At 58.4% G+C, this 15,383-nt stretch carries 17 protein-coding genes and 1 pseudogene; 12 read left to right on the forward strand and 6 right to left on the reverse strand.

The features are described 5' to 3' along the window. Positions 1-92 precede the first annotated feature (92 nt). Positions 93-1,229, forward strand: coding sequence for an FAD-dependent monooxygenase (locus HRQ60_RS11355; RefSeq protein WP_343044672.1), 1,137 nt, complete (start codon positions 93-95; stop codon positions 1,227-1,229). 50 nt (positions 1,230-1,279) lie between these two features. Next, positions 1,280-1,693 carry a VOC family protein gene (locus tag HRQ60_RS11360; RefSeq protein WP_172195940.1) on the forward strand — a complete coding sequence of 138 codons (414 nt, stop codon included), beginning with the start codon at positions 1,280-1,282 and terminating at the stop codon, positions 1,691-1,693. Between the two features lie 4 nt (positions 1,694-1,697). Here HRQ60_RS11360 and HRQ60_RS11365 read toward each other — a convergent pair whose 3' ends face one another. Together HRQ60_RS11365 and HRQ60_RS23650 are read right to left on the reverse strand one after the other, a co-directional pair. Then, positions 1,698-2,408, reverse strand: a complete 711-nt coding sequence (locus HRQ60_RS11365; protein ID WP_172195918.1) for a helix-turn-helix transcriptional regulator — start codon at positions 2,406-2,408, stop codon at positions 1,698-1,700. Continuing rightward, positions 2,383-2,814, reverse strand: a pseudogene (locus tag HRQ60_RS23650) (GyrI-like domain-containing protein); the annotation flags it as partial. The gene HRQ60_RS11365 and the pseudogene HRQ60_RS23650, both read right to left, overlap by 26 nt. A gap of 106 nt (positions 2,815-2,920) precedes the next feature. Between HRQ60_RS23650 and HRQ60_RS11370 the strand changes: the two are divergent. Beyond that, entirely contained in the window at positions 2,921-3,883 is a 963-nt protein-coding gene (locus HRQ60_RS11370) for a helix-turn-helix transcriptional regulator (protein ID WP_172195941.1), read from the forward strand. A 24-nt stretch (positions 3,884-3,907) separates the two neighbouring features. On the opposite strand, the gene HRQ60_RS11375 is transcribed toward HRQ60_RS11370, so the two are convergent. Both HRQ60_RS11375 and HRQ60_RS11380 read right to left on the reverse strand, forming a co-directional pair. Then, positions 3,908-4,738, reverse strand: coding sequence for an SDR family oxidoreductase (locus tag HRQ60_RS11375; protein WP_172196045.1), 831 nt, complete (start codon positions 4,736-4,738; stop codon positions 3,908-3,910). 17 nt (positions 4,739-4,755) lie between these two features. Next, on the reverse strand, positions 4,756-5,508 hold the full coding sequence (locus HRQ60_RS11380) for an SDR family NAD(P)-dependent oxidoreductase (RefSeq protein ID WP_172195942.1): 753 nt from the start codon (positions 5,506-5,508) through the stop codon (positions 4,756-4,758). A gap of 144 nt (positions 5,509-5,652) precedes the next feature. Between HRQ60_RS11380 and HRQ60_RS11385 the strand changes: the two genes are divergently transcribed. The 7 genes from HRQ60_RS11385 (at position 5,653) to HRQ60_RS11415 (ending at position 11,366) form a co-directional block, all read left to right on the forward strand. Continuing rightward, positions 5,653-6,366: a TetR/AcrR family transcriptional regulator gene (locus HRQ60_RS11385; RefSeq protein ID WP_172195943.1), complete on the forward strand. Its 714-nt coding sequence runs from the start codon at positions 5,653-5,655 to the stop codon at positions 6,364-6,366. Next, positions 6,363-6,728 (forward strand): VOC family protein, encoded by a 366-nt coding sequence (locus tag HRQ60_RS11390; RefSeq protein WP_172195944.1) that lies wholly within the window; start codon positions 6,363-6,365, stop codon positions 6,726-6,728. The genes HRQ60_RS11385 and HRQ60_RS11390 overlap by 4 nt, the downstream gene beginning before the upstream one ends. 89 nt (positions 6,729-6,817) lie before the next feature. Then, positions 6,818-7,606 carry a nitroreductase family protein gene (locus tag HRQ60_RS11395; RefSeq protein WP_172195945.1) on the forward strand — a complete coding sequence of 263 codons (789 nt, stop codon included), beginning with the start codon at positions 6,818-6,820 and terminating at the stop codon, positions 7,604-7,606. An 86-nt stretch (positions 7,607-7,692) separates the two neighbouring features. Beyond that, positions 7,693-8,625, forward strand: a complete 933-nt coding sequence (locus HRQ60_RS11400; protein WP_172195946.1) for an alpha/beta hydrolase — start codon at positions 7,693-7,695, stop codon at positions 8,623-8,625. A 46-nt stretch (positions 8,626-8,671) separates the two neighbouring features. Continuing rightward, positions 8,672-9,100, forward strand: a complete 429-nt coding sequence (locus tag HRQ60_RS11405; RefSeq protein WP_172195947.1) for a DUF3237 domain-containing protein — start codon at positions 8,672-8,674, stop codon at positions 9,098-9,100. Between the two features lie 100 nt (positions 9,101-9,200). Beyond that, a complete protein-coding gene (locus HRQ60_RS11410) occupies positions 9,201-10,193 on the forward strand; it encodes a DNA-3-methyladenine glycosylase family protein (protein ID WP_172195948.1) in 993 nt (330 codons plus the stop codon). Between the two features lie 21 nt (positions 10,194-10,214). Further along, the gene (locus HRQ60_RS11415) at positions 10,215-11,366 is read left to right on the forward strand and encodes a family 10 glycosylhydrolase (protein ID WP_172195949.1); all 1,152 of its coding nucleotides are present in this window, start codon (positions 10,215-10,217) and stop codon (positions 11,364-11,366) included. A gap of 120 nt (positions 11,367-11,486) precedes the next feature. Here HRQ60_RS11415 and HRQ60_RS11420 read toward each other — a convergent pair whose 3' ends face one another. After that, positions 11,487-12,437 (reverse strand): aldo/keto reductase, encoded by a 951-nt coding sequence (locus HRQ60_RS11420; RefSeq protein WP_172196046.1) that lies wholly within the window; start codon positions 12,435-12,437, stop codon positions 11,487-11,489. 222 nt (positions 12,438-12,659) lie between these two features. On the opposite strand from HRQ60_RS11420, the gene HRQ60_RS11425 reads away from it, so the two are divergent. Beyond that, on the forward strand, positions 12,660-13,280 hold the full coding sequence (locus HRQ60_RS11425; RefSeq protein WP_172195950.1) for a TetR/AcrR family transcriptional regulator: 621 nt from the start codon (positions 12,660-12,662) through the stop codon (positions 13,278-13,280). Between the two features lie 4 nt (positions 13,281-13,284). After that, positions 13,285-13,632, forward strand: a complete 348-nt coding sequence (locus tag HRQ60_RS11430; protein WP_172195951.1) for a DUF4260 domain-containing protein — start codon at positions 13,285-13,287, stop codon at positions 13,630-13,632. A 120-nt stretch (positions 13,633-13,752) separates the two neighbouring features. Here HRQ60_RS11430 and HRQ60_RS11435 read toward each other — a convergent pair whose 3' ends face one another. Beyond that, positions 13,753-15,375, reverse strand: coding sequence for an extracellular solute-binding protein (locus tag HRQ60_RS11435; RefSeq protein ID WP_172195952.1), 1,623 nt, complete (start codon positions 15,373-15,375; stop codon positions 13,753-13,755). Between the last annotated feature and the right edge of the window lie 8 nt (positions 15,376-15,383).

Consider the following 15,383-nt stretch of genomic DNA (forward strand, 5'->3'; position numbering starts at 1 on the left):
CTGTGATGAAGAGTTGAAAGGGTACTAGTCGATTTCTTCGGCTTATGCGTGATCGGCAGTGTAAAACGAGCGAATCAAAGAGGAGGGAAGCGGTGTCCAGAGCAATCCTGATTATAGGCGGCGGCATTGCGGGGCTGTGTGCGGCGATCGCCCTGCGGCACGCCGGGATGCAGGTGAAGGTATACGAAAAAAGTTCGGGGCCGATGCCCGTCGGAGCCGGGATCCTGATTGCGCCGAATGCTTTACAGGCGCTTCAGCCCTACGGGATCTCCGGCGAGATGATTCGGCGGGGTTATCCGGGTGACGGATTCCGGCTGCTGTCGGACCGGGGCCGGGATCTTACCCGGATGGCGATTCCTTCCGACTATGGCAGCCAGTATTCGATTCATCGCAAAGATCTGCATGATCTGCTGCTGACCGCGCTTCCTTCGGATACGGTGGAGTGGGGAAAATCTTTTTCGAGTCTGGAGCAGAACGAGAACGGAGTACGGGCTGCCTTCTGTGATGGCAGTCAGGCGGAAGGCGATCTGCTTGTCGCGGCGGACGGCATCTACTCGGGGGTCCGCAGCCAATTGTTCCCCGGGGAACCTTATCGTTATGCCGGTTATACCTGCTGGCGCGGCGTGGTGCCTGCGGACGGCCTCGACGGTCTAACGCCCCATTTTATTGAGACCTGGGGGACCAAAGGCCGTTTCGGTATCGTCCCGCTTCCCGACCGCAGGGTGTATTGGTACGCACTCATCAATGCACGCCAAAGCGATCCCCGGCTGGCCGATTACTCCGCCGCGGATCTGCACCGTCTTTTTCAAGATTATCATGCGCCGATCCCGGATCTGCTGCTTCGAACGGGTACAGCCGACATGATCCAACGCGATATTGTGGATATGGCGCCCATGAAATGTTTTTACTCGGACCGGGTAGTCTTTGTCGGCGATGCGGCTCACGCGATCACCCCCAATATGGGACAGGGAGCCTGCCAGGCGATGGAGGATGTACGCGTGCTGTCCGATTGCCTCCTGGCCTCGCCGGATCATCGCGAAGCTTTTGCCCTTTACCAGGCCCGCCGTCAAAAAAGGATCAGGCAAATCTCCGCCCAATCCCGCAAGATCGGCCGGGTCGCCCAGTCGGAAAGCGTGCTGTTTACCCAATTCCGCAACCGTTTGATGAAGCATGTTCCCGCACGATTGTCCCGTCGTCAGGCCGATCAGCTGTATCGTTTTCAAACCTGAGTTCTTGGAACTGGCAAGACTATCCGCAAACCCAAAGGTGGAGTTGGAAGATGAGAGTGAAATTGGAAGGCATCACGGTTCTGGCACTCGACGTTCCCGGATTGACCCGTTTTTATCGCGATGTGCTCGGGTTTCGGACCCTTGTGGAAGAAGCCCATTATGCGGAATTTGAAAATGAAGGCGTCCGGCTGGCTATTTTCTCGGGACCTCTTATGGCCGGCAATACGCATGATCATCCTTCCTTTGCGGAAGCGCGCAGAGGCCAGGCTTTCGAGCTTAATTTCGAGTGCGCGTCTCCCGAGGAAGTGTATACGGTGTACAACGATTACGTAGCCAAAGGAGCCGTAAGCATCGCGGAGCCGAAAGTAGTTGCCTGGGGACATACGACAGGATTTTTCGCGGACCCGGAAGGCAATATCCACTCGCTGTTTGCGGTCAATCCGGTAGAACCGGTCAGCGGCTGAGCGCTTACCGGTACGGCTTCGCCATCTCCAGCAGATACTCCCGAAACTCTTCGACGTAAGCCTGCGGTTCCGCAATCTCCACATTCGTTCCGAAACCGGCCAAAAATTGAAAACCGATCGGACTTTGCGGTACATGAATCGTGGCCCGGAACTTTCCGGAGCCGTGCGGCTGTACGCTCCGGTGAGCGTATCGTTCGATAAACCGGTCTTTGACGCCGGGCGTAATCCACGCTTGGACTTCGACAAGTTCCGGCTGATACCCGGTCTCGGGTGCGGATTCCGGCAGGACTTCGCGGGGGATAAAGGTCTGCTCCTTCACGTCCAGCCGGTCGATCCGCGAGAGCTTGAATATCCGCTCGGCCCTGCGCTCCAGACAGAACCCTTTGAGGTACCAGCTGTTCTCGCTGAAATGCAGCTGCGCCGGTTCGACCGTTCGTTGAGTGGCTGTCCCGTTTTTGTCGATATAATCGAAGGCCAGTACCTTTTTGCCGGAGATGGCTTCCTGGCAGCTTTTCAGGATATGGCGAAGTTCGGACCGGCCTGCCCAATCGTAAAAAGACAGCTGAATCGTTCCTGCAGAAGCCGATGGGTTCACCATGGCTTCTATTTTTTTGACCGTAAGCTGCACTTCTTCGCTGAGCAGAATTTGTTCCAGGCCGCCGAGAGCGGTCAGGATATGTTCCAGATCGGCGCTGCTCCATCTCGACCGTTGCATTTGGGCCGCCGACATAGGCGAAATCTTTGACTTCCGGAAGCGCTTCGGCAAAAGCCGCATAGGTCAGCGCATGGCTCAGTTCTTCGGCCGTCGAGCCTTCGCCGCGTACCACCAGATAGTCTCTTGCAGGGAATTCGATCACCCGGGATTCCTGGGGAACGGATTCGTCGGTCATCACGCCGGCGTAGTGCATCATCTTGTTGTTAACCGCTTCGTTCACGGCAAAAATGTAGTCGTTCGTCGAGATCGCTTTTAACGTATCCAGTCGTCCATCCTGCGCAACCGCCGACCAGAACTCCGACTTCTCGCGGGCAATTCCGGCAGAATCCGTGTAATCGCTGAGCAGTTCGATTCCCAGACCCAGAACGTTGAAGCGATCTTTTTTCTCAAGCGTGTAAGTAGCCATGATAGACACCTTCCTTTTCCTGTTTTCGGGCGAATTGTTTTTTCCTCCCGGTAAGTATAGGATAAACCTGAATCATGTAAAAAAATGGTACTGTTTAGGAGCTGCCATGAAAAAAGTCGAACGAATCAACGTGATCATGCGCTACATCAACAACCGCTCCCAATTTACGATCTCCGAAATTATGCGCGAATTCGGCATCTCCCGTTCTACGGCTGTGCGGGATATTCGGGAGACCGAAGCTCTCGGTATGCCGCTGGTTGCCGAAGTCGGAAGGGCCGGCGGTTATTTTGTCATGAGCAATTCGATTCTGCCCACGGTGCGCTTTACCGATAACGAGATCAAAGCTCTGTTTATCGCTTTTATGGCTACGCGGAATCAGCAGCTCCCTTATCTCAAGATTCGCCAGGCTTTGGCAGAAAAGCTGCTCGGTCTGATCTCGCAAAATCAGCAGGATGACCTTCTTCTGCTCAATCGGATCCTGCTGTTCAAAGGAACCAATCCGCACAATCCCGAGCTGCTTGATTTGTCCGATCTGCCGCATCCCATGCTGGAGAACTTGATCCGGATTCTGCTGACCGACCGCTATCTGTGGATCACCTTCACCGAAGGCCGCGAAATCAGGCGTTACCCGGTTTACCTGCTGCATCTGTACCGCGAGAAAAGCGTCTGGCAGGTGGAAGTTTTTGATATAGAAGCGGAAAAAAGACGGGTTCTGCCTGTGGACAGCCTGATCGAGATCGAACCGTACAGGGTGAAGAAAAGAATGAGTCCCAAAAAGATGGCGGAAAAATGGAGCCGGCAGGAAGAAGCCTGCAACCTCGTGCTGGAACTCGGCCCCAAAGCGATCGCCCAATTCAAGAAGTATCATCCGCTGAAGATGTCCCTCTCCTATACGAATCCGTATCAGACGACCGCCCGGCTGAAGACTTTCGTTCCGATCCATCCGGCGGAGCCGTTGGCGGAACTGACGGATTGGCTGCTGTTTCTGGGAGAAGACGTTGAATTCAGGGAAGTGCCGGGAGAAGTGCGGGCCGCGATCCGGAAGCGGCTCGAACGGTGCGGCGTGTGATCGAACCTACAGGGAGCTTGAGGTTCAATCGGCAAAATAGTGCGGCTGCGCGAGTTCGGCAAGCAGCCCGGGCTGCATCGGCTGCCAGCCCAAGAGTTCCCGCGCGGCGGCGTTTGATCTCGGGAGATCAAGCGCCGCGAGCTTGCCGAGGAAGCCGAAATGGGCTTCGGCTTCGCCGCGCGGAATGCCGACGACCGGCAGGTTGAGCCGCCTGCCGATGACGTCCGCGATCTCGCGGAAAGACACCCCTTCGCCTTCGGCTCCGTCCAGCCGCGAACCCGCCGGCGCCTGTTCGAGCGCGAGACGGTACAACCGCGCCGCATCGAGGCGGTGTACGGCCGGCCAGCGGTTGAGGCCGTTTTCCACGTAAGCCGAGAAGCCCTTCGCCCGGGCGATCCCGATCAGCCTCGGCACGAACCCCGTATCCCCTTCGCCGTGTACCGAAGGACACAGCTCGATGATCGACGTTCGAACCCCGCGCTGCGCAAGCGACATCATGACGTCTTCCGCCGCCGCTCCGTTGTTGTGCGTCGTCATGACGAACGGCCTTCCGGAACCTTCGAGCGCCGCACCTATCGCTTCCACGGCGCGCAGATCGGCCTGCAGCGACCCGGCAAAGTCGGAGAAGTCATGATTGAACGCCAAGTGCAGGGCGCCGTCCGCGTCGGCCGCGCCCTGGCGCAGACTGTCCGGGTCGCCGGTATCGCCGCGGTGCGCTTCGGCCCCGAGCGCCCGAAGCTTGGCCGCGCTCTCGTCCGAGCGGGCAAGCCCCACAACCGTATGCCCCGTATCGAGCAGTTCGCGGACGACGGCGGAACCGATATAACCGGTCGCTCCCGTTACGAATACGCGCATGGGCTTTACCATGCGATTTACCACGCGACCGGTCCGTCTTCGTTGGAGAACGTCCCGGTTGGGCCGTCCGGTCCGAGCATGGCGAGCCGCACCGCTTCGCGTGCGCCCTGCTCGACGCTGCGGGTACCGGCGAAGTTATTGAGCGCCGTCGACGTGAAGCCCGGGCAGGCGGCGTTGACCTTGATGTTCGTCGCTTCGAGCGCCGCGGCAAAAGCGAAAGTGACCGCGTGCACGGCCGACTTCGACGCGGAGTAGGCGCCGTACATGGCGCGGTGCGGATTGCCGGGTTCCGAATTCCAGCTGAGGGAGCCTCCCGTGCTGCCCATATTGACGATCCGCGCCGCGGGAGCTTCCTGCAGCAGTGGCAGCATCGCCTGGGTCACGGCGATCACGCCCATGACGTTCGTTTCGTACACCGTACGGATGTCTTCCAGCGAAGCGACGGTCAGCAGGCCGCTGGCGGCGCCGCCGCTCGGAAACGAATTGTCCGGCCCTCCGGCGTGCGAGATGCCGGCGTTGTTGACGAGAACGTCGAGGCGGCCGAACTCACTGCGGATATGGGTCGCGGCCGTTTCGATCGAATGCGGATCGGTGACGTCGAGCTGAAGCGCATGCGCCGCCGGACCGATACTGCGTGCGGCAGTCTCGCCGTTCTCGAGACTGCGCGAGCCGATGAGGACGGTGAAGCCGTGCTCCGCCAGATCTTTGGCGATTTGCGCTCCGATTCCTTTGTTGGCGCCGGTGATGAGTGCAACGAGTTGATTCGACATGGGTATGAGCTCCTTTTCGGTAGGGGATACCGTCTGTTTATTTCCCGTTCGTTATGGGATAATGACATTAAATCACATCAAAACGGAACTGTAAAGTTCCGTAACTAAAAAGTTTCGAAATATAAGTGCAGAAGGAGTCTTTTCATGAGCGAAAACAAACGCAAAAAGTCGGTGCCCGCGGATTTGGCCGAAGCGGCCGCCGCTGCCCCGGCGCCGAAAGTCGGACGCAAAAGGGACCCTTCGCGGGATGAGAAAATCCTCGAAGCGGCAATCGATATTTTGGCCGAATCGAGTTTCGACGGAATGACCATGGACAGCGTCGCATCAAGAGCCAAGGCGGGCAAAGCCACCGTGTACCGCCGCTGGTCGTCCAAATCGGAATTGGTTCGGGACGCTCTGGCCTGGATGAACCGAAGCCATCTGAATCTGGAGCATCTGCCGGATTCGGGCAGTCTGCGCGAAGATCTGCTGCGGCTCGTGAAGCCGCAGTCGATCGCGGAAGAAGAGAAGAAATTCCGCGTGCTGGCGGGATTGGGTTCTTTCCTGCAGCAGCCGGAATTCGCCGGGGTAGGGATGGCACGGATCTTCGATACCTGGGCCGACGCAAACCGCAGACTGATGCAGCGGGCCGCCGAACGCGGCGAGATTGCGGCCGGGGCGGATATCGAAATGGCCTGCCAGGTGATCACATCGACGGCCGCTTTCCGCGGCTTGATCCAACGCCAGGCTTTCGACAAGACGTTCTTCGCGGCGCTGATCGACGGCATTCTGCTGCCGGCGCTCCAGAATGCGTCCGCGGAATCGGCTCCGCACAGCGATACGGATCGGACGCACCAGGAAAGGGGGACGCCCGAATGAAGCTCACCTTGAACTGGATCACGCTCCGGGTGCGCGACCTCGAAGCTTCGATCGCTTTTTACAACGGAGTCCTCGGCCTGCCGGTCGATCGCAGATTCGAGAGCCGGGGCCGCCAGATCGTGATGCTGGGTACGCAGGAACAGCCGAAGATCGAGCTGATTCAGGGCGGCGACGTCACCGTCGAACCGGGCAGCGGCATCTCGGTCGGGTTCGAAGTGGAATCTCTGGACGCGGCGATGGAGGAACTTGCAGCCCAAAGGATTCCGATCGCCCGCGGGCCGGTATCGCCGAATCCGCGGCTGCGCTTTCTGTACGTACTCGATCCGGACGGATTCGAAGTGCAGCTGGCGCAGCACCTCTGAGCTTTTTATTTGCGACTGCGGCTATCCCCGCCCGGGAAACTCGTTTATGATAAAACTTAAAAAAAGCGCTACGATCAGGGGATGAAGCTTTGGAATTCAATGACGTCATACACGGACACCGTTCCATTCGGCAGTACGAAGACCGGGAAGTCAGCCAGGAGGTTCTGGATCAGATTCTGAACGCGGGTATCCGGGCTTCATCCAGCGGCAATATGCAGTCTTATTCCATCGTCGTCACGAGGGACAAAGAGCTGCGGAGGAAGCTGTACACGCCCCATATGGACCAGTCGATGGTGCTGGATGCGCCGGTGCTGCTCACGTTCTGCGCCGACTTCAACCGCATGCGCCGCTGGCTGGAACTGAATGAGGCACCGGTGCATTTCGACAACTTCATGAGCTTCATGATCGGTGCGATCGACGCGACGCTGGCTTCGCAGAACTGCGCGCTGGCCGCGGAGAATGCCGGCCTCGGCATCTGCTACATGGGTTCGACGCTCGCCAACTGCGACCAGATCGGCGAACTGCTGAACCTGCCGCCAAACGTCGTGCCGGTCGTCGGTTATTCGCTGGGGTATCCCGCCGAATCGCCTCCGGTGCGCGACCGTCTGCCGCAGCAGGGACTCGTCCACTACGAACAATATGAAGATTACACGGACGAGCAGATTCTGGATATCTATGCCGACCGCAACGAGAAAGGCTGGCAGCGGTACATGGACGTGCCGCAGCTCAAAGAAATGACGGAGCGGCTGGGACTCAAGAACCTGGCACAGATCTATACGATCGCCAAATACACGAAGGAATCCCATCTCGGCTATTCGCAGACCGTGCTGGATTACCTGGACAAGCAGAACTTTATGCAGAACGGGGATTCACAGTAGGTCCAGACAGGCCCTCGCCGGACCCGTCCAAGGCCCGGAATCCGTCAGGATAACGGGTCTTTTTTTGATGAAAAGGAGCGATGAACATGGATCACAACGCAGCAAACCGGGCAGCCAACGAAATGCCGGAAGGCACGCAGGTGCTGTACGCGGACTTTGCCGAAGGCGGTACTTATTACTCCTGCACCTACCATCCCGACGTTGTCTATGCGAACTACGGCGGCGTGGAGAGAAGGCTGCAGATCATCCGTCCGCAGCAGGAAGGCGCCGTGTTGCCCCTGGTGATTTTTGTGCAGGGATCGGCCTGGATGAAGCAAAATGTATATACGGGTATTCCCGATTTGTCGCATATCGCGGCCAAAGGTTACGTGATCGCGAGCGTTGAGATCCGGGATACGGAGATTGCCCGGTTCCCGGCGGCACTCGAAGACGTAAAATGCGCTCTACGCTTTATGCGCGAACATGCCGCCGAGTACGGCGTCGATCCCAAGCGTGCAGCCGTTTGGGGCGATTCGTCGGGCGGGCATCTCTCGCTCATGACCGGACTTACGATCGGAGCCTACAACAATGAGCGGTACAAGGAACAGTCGGACGAAGTGCTGGCGGTGATCGACTATTACGGGATCTCCGATCTGCTCACGCTGGGGCGATATAACGATGTGCTCGACCATGACGCCGCCGATTCTCCGGAAGGGCTGCTGATCGGAGGACGGGTGCAGGATCATGTCGAACGGGCCCGGCAGGCAAGCCCGATCCATCAGGATCTGGACCGGGAACTGCCGCCTTTTCTGATCGTACACGGAGACCGCGACAGTATCGTCCACGTCAGCCAGAGTATCGAGATGTACAAAGCGCTCCAAGCGCACGGGCAAAATGTTCGGTTCTACAAAGTGGCGGGCGCGGATCACGGAACCGGCGTCTGGAGTCCGCAGGTGCTGGAAGTGACGGCGAAGTTTCTGGCGGCCCATTTGAAGCGGCCGTTTGCGGACCGTCTTCCTTTTCAGCATCAGACCGATTAGAGCTTCGGATCCGCGCGGTGAACTTTGAGGGCAGAGGAGACGGCTTATGGAAAAAGAAGAAGTGTTCACGGTTCACGTAGCGATAAACGGAAGTGTCGAAATGAAGAATGTCGAAGGGAACTCCGTCGTCATGATCTCGTTTACGGGGCACGCGTCGGGACCGTGTTTTGAAGGCCGGGTGCTGGAAGGAGGCGTCGATACGCAGATTATCGGACCCTCCGGAACTCCGCATACGCTGTCGGCCCGCTATATGCTTCGGGGCACGGACCGCGCCGGGCAGCCGTGCGAGATCTATATCGAGAACAACGGAGAAATCGACAAACGGCTGGAGACGGAAGGTATTCTGTTTCGCACATCGCCGAAGCTTGAGACGAACAGCGCGGAGCTGTCTTTTTTGAATAAGGAAAATCTTGTCGGGGAAGGTCGGCCCTCGGAAGACGGCGTGGAGATCAAGATTTACCGTCTGGAATCCTAAACCGGAGTTCAGGCGGCGGCGCCGACGGTTAATAGGGGGAATGACGGGTCACCGGCCCGGTTCATCACGATCCCACACCGAAACGGAGGCCGACACATCCATGAACAACTCCCCCGATCATCCGCATTCGCCGCCTTTTGTGCCGCCGGATCGGTCTTTACCCGCGCACCGTTCGCCGGTGTGGCAAGGCGACGGTGCCGACCTGCTGCTGCCGGTGCCGGACGAATTCAGCTTCGCGCAGAACTACGACCATCTGGCGACCGCGACCAACGAAGCGCTCTATACGCTGCGGGAAGGCCGGATTCGCAAAGCGATCGCGGTCGGCAGGCAGGCGACGGTCGTCGAGATCGCGCCCGAAGGCCAAGCGCAGCTGCGTATCCGGTTTGTCGCGGAACCGAATGCCGATTCGCCGGCGCTGCGCGCGGGCGTTGCCGAATACGTACACGACTGGTTCGATCTCGGCACGGACCTGAAGCCTTTTTACAAGATGGCCAAGACCGATCCGCTGCTGGAGCAGGCGGTTGAATCGTTCTACGGACTGCGCAATATGGGCATTCCCGACTTGTACGAAGCGATATGCTGGGGCATTCTCGGTCAGCAGATCAACCTCGGCTTCGCCTATACGTTAAAAAGACGTTATGTCGAGCAGTTTGGTCAGGCGTTGGAGCGCGAAGGCGAGACGTACTGGCTGTTTCCGACCGCCGGGCGGATCGCCGCGCTGACCGCCGAAGACCTGTCCGCCGCGGGCATGACGACGGTCAAGAAATGCGAATACCTCGTCGATACCGCCCGGTTGATCGCAAGCGGCGAACTGACCAAAGAGCAGCTGCTTGCGGCCGGAAGCGTCAAACAGGCGGAGAAAAGACTGGTGCAGATCCGCGGCATCGGGCCCTGGACCGCCCATTACGTGCTGATGCGCTGCCTGCGGATGCCGGATGCTTTTCCGATCGACGATGTAGGGCTGCATCATTCGATCCGGCATGTGCTGGGCCTTGACGCCAAGCCGAGCAAAGAGCGGATTCTTGAGCTGACCGCCGGCTGGACGATGTGGGAATCGTATGCGACGTTTTATTTGTGGAGGCTGCTGTACTAATAAACGTAGGGAGGCGAAGCGATGAGAGCCATCGGACAGACCTGGAGAAAAGCGGTCGGAGCGGTATTGGGCCTGGCGCTGACGGTATCGACAGCGGGTGCCGCCGCGGCATTATCGACCGAAGCGGAGAACCGGGAGGCGTTTGAGACGGAGGTGATCGTCCGGACGGTGAACCAGTTCAGGAACGCGGAAGATGTTCGGACCTTTGTCGACAGCGCGGATCGCCGCGGCGTCGATGTCATCAGCATGAACGTCAAGCAGGACGAAGACGACGAAGTTCCGTCCGGCGAAGTGTTCTATCAGAGCCGGATTGCTCCGATTGCCGAAGGCTACGAAGAGTTCGATGCTCTGGACGAAGTGCTGACGCAGGCGCATGCCGCAGGGATCAAGGTACATGCCTGGATTCCCCAGTTTCACGATCAGGCGGCTTTTCGGGCACATCCCAAATGGCGGATGCAGGCGCTGATCGACGGGGTACGCAAGCCGTTCAAAGGCTCGAACGGCAGTGAATATTTCGTCAATCCCCTGCACCTCGAAGTCCAGCGGTACGAGCGTTCGATCGTGCGCGAAGTGGTCGAGAACTATCCGGTCGACGGGGTAGTCTTGGACTGGCTGCGCTTCGACGATTACAACATGGATGTCAGCGATTACACGATCGCCTTGTATAAAAAGCAGTTCGGCTATTCGCCGCTCAAGATCGATTTCGATAAGGATTCGCCAAGGCGGAAGCAGTGGAACGAGTGGCGCACGGACCGGATCGCGCAGTACGTCGGCGATGTCCGCCAAGACCTGACCGCGTCGTCCAATCCGCAGGTACAGCTGGGCGTATATATACTGCCGCCGGAATTCACCGAAGTGGGCCAGGATGCGGCCAAGTTCAAGAATGAGATCGATTTTGCCGCACCCATGGCTTATTTCGACGACTGGGGTTATGACAGCGAATGGGTCTACGGGGCAGAATCCGGCATATTGAAAGACACCCATGACCGGCTTGCCGGTTCGGGAGCGGATGTTGTGCCGACCCTCGATACGGACTGGACCGAAGGGCAGTACCGGGAGATTTACCAAGGAATCCGTGAGTATTATCCAAACGTCGAACGGCTGTCTTTCTTCGCCTACGGCGCCTGGACAGAAGCCGAATTGGCTGCGATCGACGAACGAACGGGCTGGTGAAGCCCGGGCGGAGCGGCCGATCCGCCGCGCGAGAAAAGGCGCTTCCGCAATAAGCGGAAGCGCCTTTTTGTATGTGCCCGCCGCAAGGGCAGGCTGCCGCAAGGCCGGAAGCCTAAGGCTTCAGAAGCTGCCGAATCTGCCGCCGGCAGCGGCGCCCTTGGGCGAAATCTGTTCGATCTCGGCCAGATCTTCGGCGGTCAGCTTGATCTCCAGCGCGCCAAGATTCTCGCGCACCCGGTCCAGGCGTTTCGTGCCCGGAATCGGCACGATGCGTTCGCCCTGGGCCAGCAGCCACGCCAGGCCCAGTTGGGCCGGAGTGAAGCCTTTCTGGGCAGCCAACTGTTCGATCAGGGACACGATCTCCACGTTCTTGGCGAAATTCTCGCCTTGGAACCTGGCGTAATGGCGGCGGTAATCGTCGGCCGGCAGGTCTTCGAACGTCTTGATTTGTCCTGTCAGGAAGCCGCGGCCGAGCGGGCTGTACGGAACGAGAGCAATACCCAGCTCGCGGAGTACGGGAAGCACGTCGTCTTCCACTTCGCGGCTCCACAGCGAATATTCGGTCTGCACCGCCGACAGGGGATGAACCGCATGCGCGCGGCGGATCAGATCGGCCGGCGCTTCGGACAAGCCGATATAGCGGATCTTGCCCTGCTGCACCAGATCCGCCAGCGTACCGACCGTTTCTTCGATTGGGGTATGGGGATCGGGGCGATGCTGGTAATACAGATCGATATGATCCAGGCCGAGGCTGTAGAGACTGGCATCGACGGATTTCTTGATATAAGCCGGATCGCCTTTGGGACCCTGGCTGTGGGTGACGCCGAATTTGGTCGCGACGATCGTTTCATCTCTTCGTCCGCGCAGCGCGCGGCCGAGCAGTTTCTCGTTGCCGCCGAATTGTCCGAGGGTATAATCGCCGTACAGATCGGCGGTATCGAACATCGTGATGCCCAAGTCGAGCGCTCCTTGAATGGTGTTTACGGATTCTTCGTTGTCGGGCATCATCATGACTCCCAGGCCGATCGCCGACACCTGAAGTCCCTGGCTGCCCAATTGTCTTTGCTGGATCATGAAGGAAAACCTCTTTTCTGCGGCCGGAATAAGAGAAGCAGCCGCGGTATAGCCTTATCTTAAGCCCTGTCGTCCAATCCAGCCACGCTGCGCTGATAGGGGTAACGGGAGTAACAGCCAAAAACCTTGACTGTTCGATCAAACATTTGTAAGATATAATCATAAACTAACTGTTCGATCAAACAGTATAGATCGAACCGTTCAAAGGAGCTTCCCCTTATGACCGCTACCCCGTCCACGAAACCGGATGAACGCAAACAAGCCATTATGCAGGCTGCTTATACCCTGTTCGGCCAGATCGGCTATGCCAAAGCTTCCATGAAAGAAATTGCCGCCAAAGCCGGCGTAGCGCAGGGCTTGATCGGCTACCATTTCGGCAGCAAAGAAACGCTGCTGGTCGAGGTCGTGCGGGAATGGATGATCAACCGCGGAATGAAAGAAGCTTTTGCCAAGCTCGACATGCAGGCTTCGCCGCAAGAGATTCTCGGCCAAGGCCTTCTCCATGTCGTCGAATTCCGCAAAGCCAACCCCGAATGGTTCACCCTGCTTATCAGTTTGTGGTCGGAGAGTGTGAATAACGAGAAACTGGCTGCGGAATTGGTCGGCATCTACCGGGAAATGAGGGCCGGCGTGGTCCAGGTGATCGACCGTCTGGAACTGCCGCTCGGGCCGGAAGAGAAAGAGAATCTGGCGGGGCTCATTCAAGCCGTATTCGACGGATTGACGCTCCAGGCGCCGACTTTGCTGTCTGCCCAGCCGCTGTCGCACGATCAGGTCTCGCAGGGAATCAACTGGATGCTGCACGGCATCAGAACCGCATCGCGGGAAAAAGGAGAGTGAATCCATGGCCAAAAAACTGATCCACCTCGAAGGACTGCTCGCTTTTGTCATGGGGACTTACCTGTATTTTGCAAACGGCTACGGCTGGCTCGCGTTCCTGCTCCTGCTGTTCGTCCCGGATCTCTCCATGATCGGCTACGCCACTAATACCAAAGTCGGTGCTTATCTGTATAACGCCGCCCATACCTATATTCTGCCGTTCGTGTTGATCCTGGGAGGATTGGTCTTCCCGGCCGATTGGCCGCTTATGATCGGCTTGATCTGGAGCGCGCATATCGGCCTTGACCGGATGATGGGCTACGGACTCAAGTACGAGACCGGCTTCAAGGATACGCATCTGCAGAAGCTGTAACCCAGCGATTTTTCTATAAAAAAGCGTCTTTCGCTCCCGGCCGGTTACGCAGCCGGGAGAACGGAAGACGCTTTTTGCTGCGGAAACTTCGGTACGATCCGGCCTGCATCCGTTTGCGGTCTACGGCCGAAGCGCATTCGCTTCCGCCAACACGTCGCGGCCGCCCGCTTCCATAAATTCGCGTACGAATCCTTCGAATTCCGCAAGCGGGCGTTCGCCGGTAATGAACGACAGATACGCTTTGTCTTTGAGCCGGATCAGCTCGCCGCTGCTGCGTGCAAGCGACGGCGTCGAGACTTCCAGAGCGTTGTAGATGCCGTCTTTCTCCAAGCCGAGCGTCGACGCCCATTGTTCGCGGCGGCCGGTCGGCGGATACGGAACAGACATGCCGAGATTGGCGCCGATCACGTTCAGAGCGTTGGGCATGTCTGCGTAAGGCGGCAGGGCGACGATCTCTTCTTTGGACTCGTCGGCCCAGGTCCAATGCTTGCCGATTACCCCGTTCTTGAGCGCCGCGCGTTCATCCGGGTCGGGATTGGCGCTGACATCGTCCAGAATCTGCAGGATCTTCTCCAGTTTCCCCGGTTCTTCGGTGACGTTCGCCCCGATTGCGGTGAAGCTCATCAGCCGGTCGTACGCTTTGGAACCGCGCTTGCCCTCGGGGCCGCTGAACGGACGCCCGAACGAGACGCGCGCGTCCGGATTTTTGGCGTTCAGCTCTTTGACGTTGTACGTCGGCTCGACCGGAATCTCGAGGCTGCCGCCCCGGCCGTCCACCGTCCAGGCCTGATAATCGCCGCCGCCGATCCAATGGTAGTAGTTGCCCATGGAGGTCATGCCGATTCTTCCATTGATAAAAGCATGCGACAAATGTTTGTATCCGCCTTTGTTCTCTCCCGTAATAAACTCCGGATCGATCACGCCGTCCGCGTACCATTTGCGCAGATAGCGCAGCGCTTCTTCCATCTCCGGTTCCAGCGCCCCCACGACCAACCGCCCGTCTTTTTCCGCAAAATACAGCTGGTCCGCAAACACGATCTGTCCGAACGCGCCGAATACGACGTTCGTGCCTTCGCGCGACAGTCCATACGTATCTTTGACCCCGTTGCCGTCCGGATCTTCGTTGGCGAACGCATAGATCACCCGCTCGAATTCGGCCAGCGTCTGCGGGACCTCGAGCTCCAGCTTGTCCAGCCAATCCTGCCGGTAGACGACCGGAATCCGATAAATATTGGTCGGACTGATCGCGGGGATTCCGTAGATTCGGCCGTCGATCCGTCCGTAATCCGCATAATCCGGCGCATACCGGCGGATTGCGGCCATGAGGTTGGGCGCGTGCCGATTCAGTGTTTCCTCGGGAATCTCCGCCAGCAGTCCCTGCTGCCGGTACTTCAGCAGTCCCTGCTGCCGGTACTTCGGCAGATCCTGGGGCTGGCGGATGCGCAGCAGATCCGGAGCGCCTTCGCGGGCCAGCTTCAGATCGAGCAGCGATTCGTAACGGTTGTTCTCCAGGTTCCAGATCTCAAGGTCCACGTTGTGTTTCTCTTCCACATACCGCAGCATCTCGGCCTCTTCGGGCACGCTCTGGTTCTGGTGCAGCGTCCAGGAAATTTTGTATTCGGGAGCGAGGGGAACAGAAGCCGACGCGGCAGTGCCCGAATACGTCTCGCAGCCGGCGATTCCCAGAATCGGGGCAGCGGCCAGCACAAGGACGGCCCACCGCCGCTTCAACGTCTTTTTCATCGTACGCC

The organism is Saccharibacillus qingshengii (assembly GCF_013185195.1).
Classification (GTDB): domain Bacteria; phylum Bacillota; class Bacilli; order Paenibacillales; family Paenibacillaceae; genus Saccharibacillus; species Saccharibacillus qingshengii.